Source organism: Pseudarthrobacter niigatensis (assembly GCF_030812615.1).
Lineage (GTDB): Bacteria > Actinomycetota > Actinomycetes > Actinomycetales > Micrococcaceae > Arthrobacter > Arthrobacter niigatensis.
The window spans coordinates 180,426-195,837 of record NZ_JAUSTB010000004.1 but is presented as its reverse complement, the minus strand read 5'-3'; the positions used below and the strand labels follow the sequence as shown (position 1 = coordinate 195,837).

At 66.8% G+C, this 15,412-nt stretch carries 15 protein-coding genes; 7 read left to right on the top strand and 8 right to left on the bottom strand.

What is annotated here, in order from left to right; genetic code table 11:
- Nucleotides 1-8: 8 nt before the first annotated feature.
- The 5 genes from J2T23_RS08060 to pstS form a co-directional block, all read right to left on the bottom strand.
- A complete protein-coding gene (locus tag J2T23_RS08060) occupies nt 9-416 on the bottom strand; it encodes a hypothetical protein (protein ID WP_141183026.1) in 408 nt (135 codons plus the stop codon).
- 93 nt (nt 417-509) lie between these two features.
- Entirely contained in the window at nt 510-1,289 is a 780-nt protein-coding gene (gene pstB, locus J2T23_RS08055) for a phosphate ABC transporter ATP-binding protein PstB (protein WP_018763202.1), read from the bottom strand.
- Nucleotides 1,290-1,366: 77 nt separating this feature from the next.
- Nucleotides 1,367-2,479, bottom strand: a complete 1,113-nt coding sequence (gene pstA, locus J2T23_RS08050; protein ID WP_141158546.1) for a phosphate ABC transporter permease PstA — start codon at nt 2,477-2,479, stop codon at nt 1,367-1,369.
- The gene (gene pstC / locus J2T23_RS08045; RefSeq protein WP_141158547.1) at nt 2,480-3,412 is read right to left on the bottom strand and encodes a phosphate ABC transporter permease subunit PstC; all 933 of its coding nucleotides are present in this window, start codon (nt 3,410-3,412) and stop codon (nt 2,480-2,482) included. It lies immediately after the preceding gene.
- Nucleotides 3,413-3,515: 103 nt separating this feature from the next.
- Nucleotides 3,516-4,637, bottom strand: coding sequence for a phosphate ABC transporter substrate-binding protein PstS (gene pstS, locus J2T23_RS08040; protein ID WP_141183025.1), 1,122 nt, complete (start codon nt 4,635-4,637; stop codon nt 3,516-3,518).
- Between the two features lie 251 nt (nt 4,638-4,888).
- On the opposite strand from pstS, the gene J2T23_RS08035 reads away from it, so the two are divergent.
- From J2T23_RS08035 to J2T23_RS08025, 3 genes are all read left to right on the top strand, one after another.
- Nucleotides 4,889-6,016, top strand: a complete 1,128-nt coding sequence (locus J2T23_RS08035) for an FUSC family protein (protein ID WP_141158549.1) — start codon at nt 4,889-4,891, stop codon at nt 6,014-6,016.
- Nucleotides 6,017-6,045: 29 nt separating this feature from the next.
- The gene (radA, locus tag J2T23_RS08030; RefSeq protein WP_307358767.1) at nt 6,046-7,419 is read left to right on the top strand and encodes a DNA repair protein RadA; all 1,374 of its coding nucleotides are present in this window, start codon (nt 6,046-6,048) and stop codon (nt 7,417-7,419) included.
- Nucleotides 7,420-7,538: 119 nt separating this feature from the next.
- Nucleotides 7,539-9,218 carry a sensor histidine kinase gene (locus tag J2T23_RS08025; protein ID WP_307358764.1) on the top strand — a complete coding sequence of 560 codons (1,680 nt, stop codon included), beginning with the start codon at nt 7,539-7,541 and terminating at the stop codon, nt 9,216-9,218.
- Nucleotides 9,219-9,273: 55 nt separating this feature from the next.
- On the opposite strand, the gene J2T23_RS08020 is transcribed toward J2T23_RS08025, so the two are convergent.
- On the bottom strand, nt 9,274-9,513 hold the full coding sequence (locus J2T23_RS08020; RefSeq protein WP_141158552.1) for a hypothetical protein: 240 nt from the start codon (nt 9,511-9,513) through the stop codon (nt 9,274-9,276).
- Between the two features lie 120 nt (nt 9,514-9,633).
- Between J2T23_RS08020 and J2T23_RS08015 the strand changes: the two genes are divergently transcribed.
- Nucleotides 9,634-10,122 (top strand): NUDIX hydrolase, encoded by a 489-nt coding sequence (locus J2T23_RS08015; RefSeq protein WP_307358762.1) that lies wholly within the window; start codon nt 9,634-9,636, stop codon nt 10,120-10,122.
- A gap of 103 nt (nt 10,123-10,225) precedes the next feature.
- On the opposite strand, the gene J2T23_RS08010 is transcribed toward J2T23_RS08015, so the two are convergent.
- Both J2T23_RS08010 and J2T23_RS08005 read right to left on the bottom strand, forming a co-directional pair.
- Nucleotides 10,226-11,455, bottom strand: a complete 1,230-nt coding sequence (locus J2T23_RS08010; protein ID WP_141158554.1) for a beta-ketoacyl-[acyl-carrier-protein] synthase family protein — start codon at nt 11,453-11,455, stop codon at nt 10,226-10,228.
- Nucleotides 11,456-11,462: 7 nt separating this feature from the next.
- Nucleotides 11,463-13,076 (bottom strand): peptide chain release factor 3, encoded by a 1,614-nt coding sequence (locus J2T23_RS08005; RefSeq protein WP_307358760.1) that lies wholly within the window; start codon nt 13,074-13,076, stop codon nt 11,463-11,465.
- 194 nt (nt 13,077-13,270) lie between these two features.
- Here J2T23_RS08005 and J2T23_RS08000 point away from each other — a divergent pair, with 194 nt between their 5' ends.
- From J2T23_RS08000 to disA, 3 genes are all read left to right on the top strand, one after another.
- Nucleotides 13,271-13,501: a hypothetical protein gene (locus J2T23_RS08000; protein WP_307358758.1), complete on the top strand. Its 231-nt coding sequence runs from the start codon at nt 13,271-13,273 to the stop codon at nt 13,499-13,501.
- A 40-nt stretch (nt 13,502-13,541) separates the two neighbouring features.
- The gene (locus tag J2T23_RS07995) at nt 13,542-14,042 is read left to right on the top strand and encodes a 2'-5' RNA ligase family protein (protein WP_307358755.1); all 501 of its coding nucleotides are present in this window, start codon (nt 13,542-13,544) and stop codon (nt 14,040-14,042) included.
- Between the two features lie 246 nt (nt 14,043-14,288).
- Nucleotides 14,289-15,365 carry a DNA integrity scanning diadenylate cyclase DisA gene (gene disA / locus J2T23_RS07990; RefSeq protein WP_141183018.1) on the top strand — a complete coding sequence of 359 codons (1,077 nt, stop codon included), beginning with the start codon at nt 14,289-14,291 and terminating at the stop codon, nt 15,363-15,365.
- Nucleotides 15,366-15,412 lie beyond the last annotated feature (47 nt).

Here is a 15,412-nt window from a genome sequence, read left to right as displayed (position 1 = left end):
AGGGTTTGCTAGAGCTCCAGGGTTACGGGCGCCGCGGCCACCAGCACGGTGGTGAGTTCGTCCTGCGTGAGGTTGGCCGCCGCGCACAGTTCATGGTCCGCGACTCCGGCTGCCGAGGCTTTGCGGACTGCCTGCCGCAGGGACTCCTGGGCGGTATCCAGCTCCCACTGCATGCTTTCGAGGCGGGAGCTGGTGCGCCACACCTCGGCCAGCACGTCCTCTTCCTCAGCGGGGGCCACAGCCAGCGAGAGATGCGGTTCAAGCTCGGGCGCCAGCGGCCCGGCCGCAAGGGGCCCCGCCAGCCCCGCCGCGGCGGCAAACGCCTGGGCCGGTTCCACGGCATCCTGCACGGCGTCCCTCTCAGGTACGGAAACAGTAAGTTGGGGGCCCATGGGGTCACTGGCCGTCTGCGTCATGGCAAAACTCCTTTAGCGGGCTTACTACTAGTTCCGAAAGTATCTAGATAAGCGTACTAAACCCGTCAGTAGATCGCCAGCGGCGCCAATGGCTCACCCGAAGCGGCCGGAAACGTAGTCCTCGGTGGCCTTCTGCACGGGGTTGCTGAAGATGGTGTGGGTATCGCCGTACTCGATCAGCTTGCCCGGCTTGCCGGTGCCCGCGATGTTGAAGAACGCCGTCTTGTCGGACACACGCGCGGCCTGCTGCATGTTGTGGGTCACGATCACCACGGTGTACTGGTCCTTGAGCTCGTTGATGAGGTCCTCGATGGCCAGGGTGGAGATCGGGTCCAGGGCGGAGCAGGGCTCATCCATGAGGATCACCTGCGGCTCCACGGCAATGGCACGGGCAATGCAGAGGCGCTGCTGCTGGCCGCCGGAGAGGCCGGAGCCGGGCTTCTCCAGCCGGTCCTTGACCTCGTTCCACAGGTTGGCGCCCTTGAGCGAGCGTTCCACCAGGACGTCGGCCTCACCCTTGGAGATCTTCTTGTTGTTCAGCTTCACGCCTGCCAGCACGTTGTCCCGGATGGACATGGTGGGGAACGGGTTGGGCCGCTGGAAGACCATGCCGATCTGCGAGCGCACGGTGACAGGGTCCACGCCGGGTCCGTAGAGGTTGTCGCCGTCCAGCAGGACCTCGCCCTCGACGCGGGCGCCGGGGATGACCTCGTGCATGCGGTTCAGGGTGCGGAGGAAGGTGGACTTTCCGCAGCCGGAGGGGCCGATGAACGCGGTGACGGACTTGGCCTCGATGTTGATGCTGACGTCCTCAACGGCGAGGAAATCGCCGTAGTACACGTTCAGGTCCTTGACGTCGATGCGCTTAGACATGGTGTTCCTTCACTTACTGGGTATGGATTGAAGTCTAGGATCCGCCACGGGTGGGGCGGAAGATGCGGCTGGTCTGGCTACCGGCCCGTTTTGGGGGCGAAGATCCGGGCGATCAGGCGCGCCACCAGGTTCAGGACCATCACCAGGATGATCAGCACCAGAGCCGCACCCCAGGCCCGCTGTGAGGACGGGTCCGGGTTGGAGGGCGAGGTGGGGTTGAGGATCTGGGTGTAGATGAACGTGGGAAGCGAGGCCATCCAGCCGCCGAACACGTTGGAGTTGATGCTGGTGGCAAAGCCTGCGGTGACCAGGATGGGCGCCGTCTCACCGATAACCCGGGCGATCGCCAGGGTGACGCCGGACGCGATGCCCGAGATCGCCGTCGGGATAACCACCTTGAGGATGGTCCGCCACTTGCGGACGCCCAGGGCATAGGCGGCTTCGCGGAGCTCGTTGGGGACGATCTTGAGCATTTCCTCGCTGGAGCGGACCACCACGGGGATCATCAGGACGGAAAGGGCGACGGCGGCGACCGCACCAGTTTTGGTGCCCGGGCCCACCACTGCGAAGAAGAACGCGGCTGCGAACAGGCCGGCCACGATGGACGGGATGCCGGTCATGACGTCCACGAAGAACGTGATGGCCTTGGCCAGGCGGCCGTCGTGGCCGTACTCCACCAGGTAGATGGCCGTGAGCAGGCCCACGGGAACGGAGATGACGGTGGCCAGCAGCGTGATCTGCACCGTGCCCAGGAGGGCGTGGTAGATGCCGCCCATCACCGGGGCGCCGCTTTCGACGGCCTTGTTGTCGAAGGCGCCGGTGACCCCGTTCATGGAGGTGGTGAGGAATCCGGGGTCGATAAGTCCGGGGATGCCGTTGACCAGTACGGTCCAGATCACCGAGACGAGGGGCAGCAATGCCACCAGGAACGAGCCGACCACCAGGCAGGTGGCCAGCTTGTCCTTGGCCTTGCGGGAGCCTTCCACGGCGGCGCTCCAGGAAACCAGGCCAACGGCGAACAAAATCGCCGAAACCAGGCCCCAGCCGAACGGGTTGAAGCCGATCAGGGCGAGGATGGCGGCCCCGACGATCAGGGCTCCGACGAGCACTGCATAGGGTGCATACTTGGGCAGCTGGCCCTTGGTGAGGGCAGACCGCTTGCTGCGGACCGGGGTAAGCGTGGAGGTCATTTAGTTGGCTCCCGAGAATTCTTTGTGCCGGGTGATGACCCAGCGCGCGATCATGTTCACGCCAAGGGTGATGACGAACAGCACCAGGCCCGCGGCGATCAGGGTGCTGACCTTGAGGCCGCTGGCTTCGGGGAAGTTCAGGGCGATCTCGGCGGCGATGGTCTGGTTTCCGGACTGGATCAGGCTGGCGGTCAGGGCACCGGAGGAGAGCACCAGGGCAACGGCCATGGTCTCGCCGAGTGCGCGGCCCAGGCCCAGCATGATGGCGCTGATGATGCCCGGGCGGGCGAAGGGCAGCACGGCCATCCTGATCATCTCCCAGCGGGTTGCACCGAGCGCGAGGGCAGCTTCCTCATGCAGCTTGGGGGTCTGCAGGAAGATCTCGCGGGACAGCGAGGTGATGATGGGCAGGACCATGACGGCGAGGACGATGCCCGCGGTGAGGATGGTCTTGCCGGTGCTGGACGCAGGGCCTTGGAAGATGGGGAGCCAGCCCATGTTTGCCGCGAGCCAGCCGTACGCCGGGGAGATCTCCTTGGCAAGGAAGGCAGCGCCCCAGGCGCCGTAGACCACGGAGGGGATGGCGGCGAGCAGGTCCACCACGTAGCCGAGTCCGGAGGCGAGGCGGCGGGGTGCGAAGTGGGAGATGAACAGCGCCACGCCGATGGCGATGGGGGTGGCGATCACCAGCGCGATGGCTGCGGCGATCAGGGTGCCGATCACAATGGGCCAGATGTAGGCGAAGAAACCCTGCCCGCCCTGGATCTTGTCTGCGGGCGCGGTCAGCGCGGGGATTGCCTGGACTACCAGGAAGAGTGCGACGCCGAAGAGGACGGCGAGGATCAGGCACCCGGCGGCGAGCGTGGCACCGGAGAAGACTTTGTCCCCGGCGCGCCCGGCGCCCTGGGTACTGGTCAGGGAGGTGGCGGTCATTCGACGGCCCTTCGATTCGTTGCTGGATTAAGGAAGCGGGGTGCAAAGCCAAGTTCCCCGCACTGCCATCCGGCAGGCGGGGAACCCGGTTTTACAGCGTTGGCTAGGACTTGACCTTGATCGAGTCGATGGCCTTGGCGGCTTTTGCTGCGAGGTCGGAGGACAGCGGGGCGGACTTTGCCGAGTCTGCTGCAGCCTTCTGGCCTTCGGAGGAAACTACGTAGTGCTCGAAGGCCTTGATCAGGTCAACGGTCTCCTGCTTGTCGTAGGTGGTGCACAGGACGTGGAAGGACACCAGGACGATCGGGTAGGCTCCGGCGATGGTGGTCTTGCGGTCCAGCTTGATGGAGAGGTCGTTGGCGGCGCGGCCGGCGACGGGCTGGCCGGCGTCCACTGCCTTGGCAGCAGCGTCGGCGGAGATCTTGGTGAAGGAGTCGCCCACCTTGATCTGGGCAACGCCCAGCTTGCCGCTGACGGCGGAATCGTCAGCGTAGGTCACGGCACCGGGGGTGTCGGTGACGGTCTTGACCACACCGGAGGTGCCCTTGGCGTTTTCGCCCTTGAGGCTGGCGGGCCAGATACCGGCGGCCGGGTCGGTCCAGACGTCGGACGCGGCGGCGGACAGGTAGTCAGTGAAGTTCTGCGTGGTGCCGGAGTCGTCGGAGCGGTTTACCGGCGTGACCTTCAGGTCCGGCAGCGTAACGCCGGCGTTCAGGGCAGCGATGGCGGGGTCGTTCCACTTGGCGATCTGGCCGCGGAAGATCTTGGCCACGGTGGTGGCGTCCAGCTTCAGGTCGGTGACGCCGGGAACGTTGAAGGCCACGGCGATCGGGGAGATGTAGACGGGAACGTTGATGGCGCCGTCGGGTCCGCAGACGGACTTGGACGAGGCGTATTCATCATCCTTCAGGTAGGCGTCCGAGCCTGCGAACTGGGCCGAACCGTCCAGGATTGCCTTGCGGCCCGCACCGGAGCCGTCCGGGGAGTACTGCACGGTGGCGCCGGAGTTGGCGGAGGCGAAGTTGGTCTTCCAGGCGTCCATGGCTGCGCCCTGGGCGGAGGAACCAATGCCGGTCAGCGTGCCGGTGACCTTGGGGCCGCCGGCGGACTGGGAGCCTGCAGGCGCGGTGTTCGTGGCGTTGTCTGAACCGCAGGCGGTAAGCGCGAGTGCGCCGGCTGCGATAACAGCGATAGCCGCGTGGCGGCCGAAGCGGAGTGCCTTCACTAGATGTACCCCTTCCAGGGTTATTCAGGTGCGGGACAGGGACGGAGAACCCTGCTGCGCGATGCGTACGTTTTGTACCTTCAAGTAAGTTATGGGCCGCAGGTAACGGGATGGGCTGTCCAAAGTGAACGGAGGATTAACGACGGCGGGATTTTGGCTGACAAATGCCGGGTCACCATTGCGCAGATCACACGCGTGGCCGTAGTGCACCTGAGCAGGGCAGGGGATCGGCACTGAATAGTATTGGACCCATGGCCATCCCAGCAGGACTCTCAACAACTAAGCGGTTCCTGCGCAGCCGGGTCCGGACCGGGCTGATCCGCAGCCGCAACTCGTTTGTCCCTGCCATCCAGATGACGGTCTGCGCCGTGGGCGCCTACGCTTTCGCGGAGTACATCCTTGGCCACACCGGGCCGCTCTTCGCCGCCACCTCGTCCCTGATCGCCCTGGGTTTTTCCCGTGAGCCCCGGCTGCGGCGGGTGATGGAAGTCGGCCTGGGCTGCACCATCGGCATCGCCGTCGGTGACCTGCTCCTGCACTGGCTGGGGGGCGACATCTGGGTGGCCGCCGTCGTGCTCCTCTTCTCCATCCTGCTGGCCCGGTTCCTGGACAGCGGAAACATCTTCACCACCCAACTGGCGCTGCAGTCGCTGCTGGTGGTCTTGCTCCCGGCACCGTCCGGTGGCCCGTTCACCCGCAGTATCGATGCTGTGGTGGGCGGCATGTTCGCCCTGCTGGTGACCATCCTGGTGCCCAAGGATCCCCGCCAGGAGCCGCGCCGGGATGTGCGGAAGCTGCTGCATGAACTGGCGGAGGTACTGCGGGAATGCGCCGGCGCGCTGGTCAACAGTGACTCCACGCAGGCCTGGCACGCCCTGATCCGCGGCAGGAACTGCCAGCCCCTCGTGGATGCCATGCGCCAGTCCCTTCGCGCGTCCGGCGAGGTTGCCACCCTGGCTCCCGCCTACCGCCGGCACCGCGATGAACTGGACCGGCTGAAGCAGTCCCTGGATTTCATCGACCTTGCCCTGAGGAACAGCCGCGTGTTCGCCCGGCGGCTGACCAGCGCCATCAACCACACAGCGCTCTCGGATGAGGCGACGGACAGCATCGCCGGGGTGCTGCAGGAGACGGCCGCCGCCATCGACGAGCTGTCGCTGGGGCTCGCGGAGACGCATGAAGGAGTGCGCCGCGCCCACCTGCGCACTGCCCGTCGGGACCTGAGCGAGATCGCCCTTCGCCTGCATCCCAAACTGCTGGAGGTCCAGCGGCTGGAAGGCGAAACCGTCGTCATGCTGTTCCGGCCGCTGATGGTGGACCTCCTGGAAGCCACCGGCATGGACGCCGCCGAGGCCAGGGACGTCCTGCCCGCGCTTTAGTGTCTGTGGCCGCCACTAGGGTTGGACGCATGGCAACAAAGGCATCCCGGGCGTCCAAGGCGCCCGCGTACAAATGCGCCGAGTGCGGCTGGACCACGGCCAAGTGGGTGGGCCGCTGCGGCGAGTGCCAGGCCTGGGGCACGGTTGAGGAAACGGGCACCGCCGTGGCGCGGACGACGGCGGCCACGACAGTCGTGGAGCCTGCGCGCCGGATTGCCGATGTGGACGCCACCACGGCGGCTTTCCTTCCCACCGGCGTGGACGAACTGGACCGGGTTCTGGGCGGCGGATTGGTTCCCGGCGCTGTCATCCTGCTCGCTGGCGAACCCGGCGTCGGAAAATCCACGTTGCTGCTGGACGTGGCCGCCAAGTTCGCCCGGACTGCCCAGGATGTCCTCTACGTCACCGGTGAAGAGTCGGCTGCCCAGGTGAAGCTGCGCGCCGAGCGGATCGACGCCGTCGCAGAATCCCTGTACCTGTCGGCGGAAACGGACCTGGGGCAGGCCCTGGGGCAGGTGGAAAAGATCGAACCGCGGCTGCTGATCGTGGACTCCGTGCAGACCCTCAGCAGCGCCGATGTCGACGGCAGCGCCGGCGGCGTATCCCAGGTCCGCGAGGTGGCGGCATCGATCATTGCGGCCGCCAAACGGCGGAACATGACCACCCTGCTGGTCGGGCACGTCACCAAGGACGGATCCATCGCCGGACCCCGCCTGCTGGAACACCTGGTGGACGTGGTGTGCCAGTTCGAGGGCGAGCGGCACTCCCGGCTGCGGCTCCTGCGCGCGGTGAAGAACAGGTATGGGCCCACCGACGACGTCGGGTGCTTCGACCTCAATGAGAACGGCATCGAGGGCCTGGCCGATCCGTCCGGACTGTTCGTCAGCCGCACCAAGGAACCTGTCTCCGGGACCTGCATCACGGTCACCATGGAGGGGCGCCGTCCCCTGCTGGCGGAGGTGCAGTCGCTGCTCGCCGAAAGCCCCAACTCGCAGCCGCGCCGCGCCACCAGCGGCCTGGACAGCTCGCGGGTGTCCATGCTGCTGGCCGTCCTGCAGCAGCGTGCGGGCACCCTGCTGCACAAGGATGACTCCTACGTTGCCACCGTGGGCGGGGTAAAGCTCAGTGAACCTGCCACGGACCTTGCCGTCGCCCTTGCCGTGGCCTCAGCCAAGGCCCGCAAGCCATTGCCCATCCGCCTGATTGCCTTTGGCGAGGTAGGCCTGGCCGGCGAGGTCCGGCCCGTTCCCGGGATCAACCAGCGCATCCAGGAGGCCCACCGGCTGGGGTTCACGCACGCCGTGGTTCCTGCCAGCCACACGGGGCCTGGGCCTGTGCCGGCCGGCTTCTCGGTGCGGGAAGTGGAGCACCTAACGGAGGCGCTCAGCCTGTTAATCGGCTAGCAGCCCAAGCCTGGCGGTCGTAGGGCCTGGCGGCCGCCCGGTTTCCTGGCGGGTACTCTAGGTGCAGAACCTTCAGGCAAACGGAGGTCGTTGATTTCTGTGCTGGGGGAAGCTTGGTGATGCAGGAACAGCAGGGCGTCGCAGACGTTGCCGGCCAGGCACGCAGGGCACCCATGCAGCCTGTGGTGTCGGACCGTCTGGATAGTCTGTTCGGGGGGCTCAGTGCGCGCAAGCGCATAGCGGTGTGCCAGTTGCCGGTCTCGGCGACTGTCGGACTGGTGGTACTTGCCGCGGCCGCCTTCAGCCCGGCGACGCTGGCCAGCAACCTGTTCATGTCGGCCCTGCTGTTCCATGTGGCCATCGCGGCCGCATGCGTTGCCATCCCGTGGGGCAGGCTCCCGGCAAGCGCCTTCGCCGTTATTCCGCTCCTCGACTGCCTGGCCATCGGGTTCACGCGCGAGGCGGGAGGCCCGGCCTTCAGTGTCCTGAGCGTGACGCTGCTCTTCCCCGTCATTTGGCTCTCTGCGCAGGTCCGGCCGTACATGCCCGTTCTGGCCATTGTGGGAACCGTCCTCAGTACGGTGGCCCCCTCATTCCTCCAGGGCTCGGTACCGGCGGGCGGATCCATGATCCGTGTCCTCATCCTCCCGTTGGTAATGGCCGTCGTCGCGGTCAGCGCCCACGTCGTTGCCACCACCCTCCGCCGGCATCGCGCGCGGATCGTTCAGGATGAGCAGGACCTGGCGCGCACCCTGGACGAAAGCGTCCGCCGCCAGGGCCTGCTCGACGCAGTGCTGAAGGCCGTGGGTGTGGGCGTGTGGGTGGTGGATGCCCGGGGCCGCACCGTGCTGGCAAACAAGGCCATGCGCACGGACCCTGCCCTGGCCGGCGTCGTGGATCCTTCCGGCGGGCAGGGCCTGCTGATGGCGGACCGTTGCACCCCCGTACCGGCGGGCCTTCTACCCGCAGCGCGGGCCGCGGCCGGGGACGCCTTTGCGGACGAGCTGTACTGGGCCGGCCCTCCGGAGCGGCAGCATGCCTACTCCGTGAGCTCGCACGGTTTCCCGCCGGTGGGTGGCCAGGGAGCCGGTGCCGTCATTACCTTCGTGGACGTCACCAGCCTGGTGAGTGCGCTGGCCGCCAAGGACGACTTCGTTGCCACTGTCTCTCACGAGCTGCGGACACCGCTGACCTCCATCCTGGGCTACCTGGAACTGGTCCTGGACGAACCCGGCCACGAGGACGTCAGGGAGGAGCTCAATGTGGTGCGCCGGAACGCAGAACACCTGCTGAACCTGGTCAATGACCTCATCGCCGTCGCATCCGAGCGCGTTGACCTCTCACTCGAGGAGACGGACCTGGCCCGCCTGCTGGCGCTGGAAGTTGACGCCGCCCAGCCCAAGGCGGCCGGCAACGGGCTCCAGCTGGTGCTCGAGGCGGAGGAGCCGCTCCCCGCCAGGGTGGACCCGGAGCGGATCAGCCAGGTGTTCCGGAATCTGCTCTCGAATGCCATCAAGTACTCCCCCAACGGCGGCACCATCACGGCCCGGGCCCTCAGCACCGGCTCGGGCATGGCCTGCTCCATCACCGATACCGGGCTGGGGATGACCGCCGAAGAGCAGGAACAGGCGTTCACCAAGTTCTTCCGTTCGGCGCGGTCACGCGAAACGGCCATCCCGGGCGCCGGCCTGGGACTGCCCGTCAGCAAGACCATCGTCGAAGGCCACGGAGGTTCCATCAGCCTGGACAGCGAGCCCGGCGTGGGCACCACGGCAACGTTCATCCTGCCGCACGCCTAGCCAGCCCGGAGCCTTGCCAGCCCCCAAAGCCGGGAAAGGGTTGCGGGCAGGCAATTCAGGACGGGGCGCCTGCCAGCCAACTGGAAACGTCGCTGCGCAGCACCAGCAGCGGGCCGCCGGTGGCGCTGACGTTGCCGTTTGCCACATAGTATCCCCGGCCCGAGCCCGTCCCCCCGGCCGCGCGGTCCAGGGCATCCACCAGATGCCGCGGCAGGTGGCCCTGCGGACCAAGGCTGCGGAGCTCGTCCACTTCTTCCGGCGTAAGCCGTCCCAAAACCTCAGCAATGTTGGCCACGAGTGCTCCTTTCGAGCGGAGTGACTGGCAATGTGCCTGAAGGAATAACCTAGAGCAGCGCCGTGAACTCCACGTTAACGGCGGACGGCAACTGCACTTTTCTGACGATCCGGAGACCCAATGCCCATTCGAAGCGCAGGCATCCTGCTGTACCAACAGGACTCCGCCACTCCCGCGGAGGCCCGGGATGGCTTGCAGGTGTGGATCGCCCACATGGGCGGTCCCTTCTGGGCGCGCAAGGACGCCCACGCCTGGTCCATTCCAAAAGGTGAGTATGCCGACGGCGAGGATCCGCTGGCCGCGGCGCTGCGGGAGTTTGCAGAAGAGATGGGGACCGCGGCCCCGGAGGCCGAATACCGGCTGCTGGGCGAGTTCCGGCAGTCCTCGGGAAAGCTCATCACCGCCTATGCCGCCGAAGCCGGGTTCGCCCCTGAGGTGGTCTCCAGCAACACGTTCCCGTTGGAATGGCCCAAGGGGTCCGGCAAAATCCAGCACTATCCCGAAATTGACGACGCCCGCTGGTTCCCGGAGCAGGAGGCCCGGACCAAACTCGTGAAGGGCCAGCTGCCCATCCTGGATGCACTGGTTGAGGGCCTGGCAGCCAGCTAGAAGACCTGCGTGGATGGCCCGCTCCCTCCGGATCGCCGGTACAGTGCGGGACCGCCGGAGGGTTCCGGCGTCCCCGCACCATTCCGGCGTTTTCAGCGTCTGCCTAGGCGCCGGCAATCACCAGGGCAACGCTGTGTCCACCGAAGCCGAACGCGTTGACCAGCCCGGCACGCGGGGATCCGGCAGCCAGGGCCAGGGAGTTTTCGGTCACGACGTTGAGGTCCACTTCCGGGTCCAGCGACTCCACATTCAGCGTCCCGGGCAGGTGTCCGGTGCGCAGGGCTTCGAGGACCACGACGGCGGCCAGCGCACCGGCGCCGCCCAGCAGGTGTCCGGTGTGCCCCTTCGTGGACGTGACCGGCACGGAGGCGCCGAAGACTGCATTGATCGCCTGGCCTTCCAGCCGGTCGCCCACCGGGGTGGACGTGGCGTGTGCATGCACGAAGCCGATGTCAGCCGGCTGCATGCCTGCCGCATCCAGTGCCTTCTGCATGACCCGCCGCTGCATCGCGGGATCGGCGGCCACAATGTCGTTGGCATCGGAGGTCACCGCTCCGCCGGCCACGGCCCCAAGGACGGCGGCACCGCGGGCACGGGCGTGCTCCTCGCTCTCCAGCACCACCACTCCGGCGCCCTCGGCGAGCACAAAGCCGTCCCGGCCGCCGTCGAACGGGCGCGAGGCCCGCTGCGGGTCATCCGATCGGGTGGACAGGGCACGGATCTGGGCGAAGCCGCTGATCACCAGGTCATTGACGGAAGCATCCACGCCGCCGGCAATCACGACGTCGGCAGCACCGGAGCGGATCAGCTCTGCCGCCTGCACAATCGCCTCAGCCCCGGAGGCGCAGGCGCTGACAGGCGTCCGGGCGCCCCCGCGGGCACCGAGGTCGATGGACACCCACGCGGCCGGGCCGTTCACCATCAGCCGGGTCAGGGTATGGGGCGACACCTTGCGCGGACCTGACTGGTTCAGTGCCCGGTCCTGCTCGATGGTGGAACCCAGTCCGCCGTAAGCGGACCCGATCACCACCGCGAACCGTTCAGGGTCCACGTCGGGGCTGCCGGCCTGCGTCCAGGCCTCCCGGGCCGCAACCAGGGCGAGCTGGCCGCACCGGTCCATCCGCTTCATTTCGCGGGTGCTGAGGTGCTCCGAAAGGTCAGCCGTGACTTGGCCGGCCATTTGGACCGGCAGCTGTTCCGCCCAGTCCTGGTCCAGCGCCGTGATTCCGGAGCGGCCGTCCAGCAGGGCTTCCCAGGTTTCCTTGACCGTGGAACCAAGGGGATTGATGGTTCCGGCGCCGGTTACTACGGCGCGGGGTGCAGGAGTTTCCACAAGTGCCTTACTTCGCCGGGTTGTGCGTGCCGATGGGCAGCAGCGTCAGGTCAGGGTGGTTCTTCTCGATCCGGCGCAGCGCCCAGACGTCGTTGAACAAGGCGAGGTATTCGCCGTCGGACCGCAGGAGTACCTCGGCGCCCGGAACGTTTGCCAGCGCGGGCATGGCATCCGCCGTCGAAATCCTGGCCAGCGAGTAGGGCAGGCGCTCCAGCCGCATGGGGGCGCTGAAGTCGTGCGCCATGCGGTCCTCCACCACTTCGAACTGCATGGGCCCGACGGCGGCAAGCACCGGCGCCTGGTCTCCGCGGAGGTCGGAGCGGAGCAGCTGGATGACGCCTTCGTGTTCCAGCTGCTCGATGCCGCGGCGGAACTGCTTGAACTTGCTGGGGTCCTTGGACCGGGCCACCTGGAAGTGCTCGGGCGCGAACAGTGGGATGGCCGGGTACTCCACCGGGTTCTCCAGGAAAAGGCTGTCGCCCACGCGCAGCGAAGAAGCGTTGACCAGGCCCACCACGTCCCCGGGGTAGGCCTCGTCGATGACTTCGCGTTCGCGGCCGAAGACCTGCTGGGCGTACTTGGTGGCGAAGGACTTGCCGGTGCGGGTCTGGGTGACCACCATGCCGCGCTCGAAGACGCCGGAGCAGACGCGGATGAAGGCCACGTGGTCGCGGTGCGCCTTGTTCATGCCCGCCTGGACCTTGAACACAAAGCCGGAGAACGGCGATTCGACCGGTCGCGGCTTGCCGTCGATGTCCGGGCGGGGCGCGGCCGGCGGGGCGAAGTCAACCAGCGCGTCCAGCAGTTCCTTCACGCCGAAGTTCAGCGCCGCGGAGCTGAACAGGATGGGGGTGGCCTTTCCGCCGTGGAAGGCCTCGACGTCGAAGTCCAGGTTTGACTCGATCACCAGACCCGCTTCGTCGACGGCGTCGGACCAGTTGCTGCCCTGGTCCTCGGCTGCTTCCTCGGGGGTGAAGTACTCGGTGATGGCAATCTGGGCTCCGGCGTTGTTGCGCTGGAACCGGGCGAAGCGGTCGTTCCGGAGGTCCCAGACGCCGCGGAAGTCGCCGGAGATCCCTACGGCCCAGGTAAGCGGCATCGGCTGCAGGCCGGTGCGTTCGGTGATCTCGTCCATCAGGGCCAGCGCGTCCAGGCCGGGACGGTCCCATTTGTTGATGACGGTGATGATGGGCAGGTTCCGCTGCTTGCAGACCTCAAAGAGCTTCATGGTCTGGGTTTCCAGGCCCTTGGCGGCGTCCACCAGCATGACGGCGCAGTCGACGGCGGCGAGCACGCGGTAGGTGTCTTCCGAGAAGTCTGCGTGGCCGGGGGTGTCCAGCAGGTTGATGACAGTGTCCCGGTAGGAGAACTGCAGGGCGGCGGAGCTGATGGAGATACCGCGGTCCTTCTCCATCTGCATCCAGTCCGAGACCGTTTCCTTGCGGTTGGCCTTGCCGCTGGAGGCTCCCGCGGTACCGATCACCTTGGCATGCAGGGCGAGGGCCTCCGTGAGCGTGGACTTGCCGGCGTCAGGGTGGGAAATGACGGCGAAGGTCCTGCGGCGGCCCGCCTCCTTGTGAATCTCGGAGATCCGGGCGGGGGTCAGGACATCTTGGGACACGGTGCTACTTTCGCTGCGGTTGTGGCTGCCCAGGGCCTTTCGGGTTCTGCACTGCGGCTCACGGGCGGGAATGTCATTGGCAGAGGGCCAAAGTACAAGTTTATCGCAGGGCCGCAAACCGGCCCGGGCCGCGCTTAACGCGGGCGAAACCGGACGTTCAAAGCCTCGAAATGCCGGGCCGTTAGCTTTGGCGCATGATCCATGGCGCCATTTTCCCGGGCAACCTCTTCTTCGATCCGCTCGCCACCAACCTGGCCGCCGGCCCGGCTGGTGCGGCCACGCGGGGGCCTGCTGCTGCCCTACCGTCAGCCCCGCAGCGAAAACGCGGCGTCCAGACCGCGGCCGAGCACAAAGCGCTCCGGGCGGCGTCCCTTTCGAAGGTCAGCCGGGATTTGGAGCGGATGCTCCGGGCCCGCAAGCGCTGACGTTTCCCCGGCCACCCCGCAATACCGGCATGATGGGCTTATGCGCAGCATCGAACTGGTCTTTGATGACAGCACCGACGCCCTCCTCCGGGCCGACTGGGCGAGGCTCGAGGCCGCCGGCCTCCCAAGCCTGGCCGCGCACACCTCCCCCAGCAACAGCCCGCACGTCACGCTGGCCGCAGGCATGGACCTGCAGGCCGGGCAGGAAGGACCTTGGGCAGCATTGCCCCTGGACATGACGTTTTCCGGAGCCATTGTTTTTCCGTCCGGCCCGGGCAAATATGTGCTGGCCCGCGCGGTCCTGCCAACCGCTCCCCTGCTGGACCTGCACCGGCGCCTGCACCAGGGTCTTTCCGGTGCGCAGCCGCTGACGCTGCCGGGCGCCTGGACTCCGCACGTCACCATCTCCCGCCGCATCCCCGGTCACCAGTTGGGAACGGCCCTGGACCTGCTGGACCTGCGCATCGTCGGCCGATGCGCAGCGGCGCGGCTGTGGGACAGCAGCACTAAAACGGTGACGCCGCTGGCCGGGGCGGCCTGAGCGGAGATCCCGGCCGCGGGCCGGGATCTCGAAAAGTACCCATCGGGTGCGTGGCCCGGAATGCACTTTCCCCGCTGTCCGGCCCACCCCCTAATGAGGCACTTTGGGGCTTGCCCGTGCGGAACTTGGGCTTCTTACCCCTATCATTGAGCTTGCGGGAACCAGAGCACTTTTTGGTCCTGCCGGACAACTGCAGATGCCGGCATTCCTGCGGGCGGCGGTCCGCACCTTCGAAGGGAAACACCTATGGCGCGGAGCCCCGAAGAATCGCTGAGGGCCACGCTGGGCCGGGTTGCACCCGGAACTCCCCTCCGCGACGGCCTGGAACGGATCCTCCGGGGGCGCACGGGCGCACTGATCGTCCTGGGCTCCGACCGCACCATCGATTCCATCTGCTCCGGCGGCTTCGATATCGGCATCGAGTTTTCGCCCACCCGCCTGCGGGAGCTGGCGAAGATGGACGGTGCCATCATCTGCGACAAGGACGCCGGCAATATCCTGCGCGCAGCCGTCCAACTGGTCCCGGACTCAAGCATCGAAACACAGGAGTCTGGCACCCGCCACCGCACGGCGGAACGGGTGGCCAAGCAGACCGGAGTCCCTGTCATCTCCGTCAGCCAGTCCATGCAGATCATCGCCCTGTACGTTAACGGTTTGCGGCATGTCCTGGAGGGTTCCGAAAACGTCCTGGCACGCGCCAACCAGGCCCTCGCCACCCTGGAGCGGTACCGTGCCCGGCTGGACCAGGTCACCAGTTCGCTGTCCGCGCTGGAAATCGAAGCAATGGTGACGGTGCGGGACGTTGCAGTCACCCTTCAGCGGCAGGAAATGGTCCGCCGCATCTCCGAGGAAATTTCACAGTATGTGCTGGAACTGGGCGAGGACGGCCGGCTGCTCTCCCTCCAGCTCGACGAACTCACCGTGGGAAGGGGGCCCGGCAGCGACGTTATTATCCGCGACTATGCCAGCCCCAATGCCTCCGCGGATGACATCGACAAAGCCGTCCACGAACTGGTCAACCTTGGCCCCACGGAACTGATCGACCTGGGCAAGATCGCGGCCATTGTTGGTTTCGCGGGCGGGGAAGCCAACCTCGATGCAGTGGTCCAGCCCCGCGGATACCGGCTGCTGTCCGGCCTGAAGGCAGTTCCCAAGGCCGTGGCCGACCGCCTGGTGGACCATTTCGGCGGCCTGCAGTTCCTGATGGCTGCCACCATTGACGACCTCATGACCGTTGACGGGATCGGTGACCAGCGCGCCCGCACTGTGCGCGAAGGCCTGAGCCGGATGGCAGAGGCCAGCCTCCTGGACCGCTTCCTCTGAAATCCCCATCCGTGGGATGACGCCCATCGAATGCTCCGTCGTTGTCG

Bases quoted from the DNA above. Each gene is read 5' to 3' on its own strand.
- J2T23_RS08015 (WP_307358762.1), top strand. From the start codon at position 9,634: ATGCCCATTCGAAGCGCAGGCATCCTGCTGTACCAACAGGACTCCGCC.
- J2T23_RS08025 (WP_307358764.1), top strand. From the start codon at position 7,539: ATGCAGGAACAGCAGGGCGTCGCAGACGTTGCCGGCCAGGCACGCAGG.
- radA (WP_307358767.1), top strand. From the start codon at position 6,046: ATGGCAACAAAGGCATCCCGGGCGTCCAAGGCGCCCGCGTACAAATGC.
- J2T23_RS08035 (WP_141158549.1), top strand. From the start codon at position 4,889: ATGGCCATCCCAGCAGGACTCTCAACAACTAAGCGGTTCCTGCGCAGC.
- J2T23_RS08000 (WP_307358758.1), top strand. From the start codon at position 13,271: ATGATCCATGGCGCCATTTTCCCGGGCAACCTCTTCTTCGATCCGCTC.
- pstA (WP_141158546.1), bottom strand. From the start codon at position 2,479: ATGACCTCCACGCTTACCCCGGTCCGCAGCAAGCGGTCTGCCCTCACC.
- J2T23_RS08060 (WP_141183026.1), bottom strand. From the start codon at position 416: ATGACGCAGACGGCCAGTGACCCCATGGGCCCCCAACTTACTGTTTCC.
- disA (WP_141183018.1), top strand. From the start codon at position 14,289: ATGGCGCGGAGCCCCGAAGAATCGCTGAGGGCCACGCTGGGCCGGGTT.
- pstB (WP_018763202.1), bottom strand. From the start codon at position 1,289: ATGTCTAAGCGCATCGACGTCAAGGACCTGAACGTGTACTACGGCGAT.
- J2T23_RS07995 (WP_307358755.1), top strand. From the start codon at position 13,542: ATGCGCAGCATCGAACTGGTCTTTGATGACAGCACCGACGCCCTCCTC.
- pstC (WP_141158547.1), bottom strand. From the start codon at position 3,412: ATGACCGCCACCTCCCTGACCAGTACCCAGGGCGCCGGGCGCGCCGGG.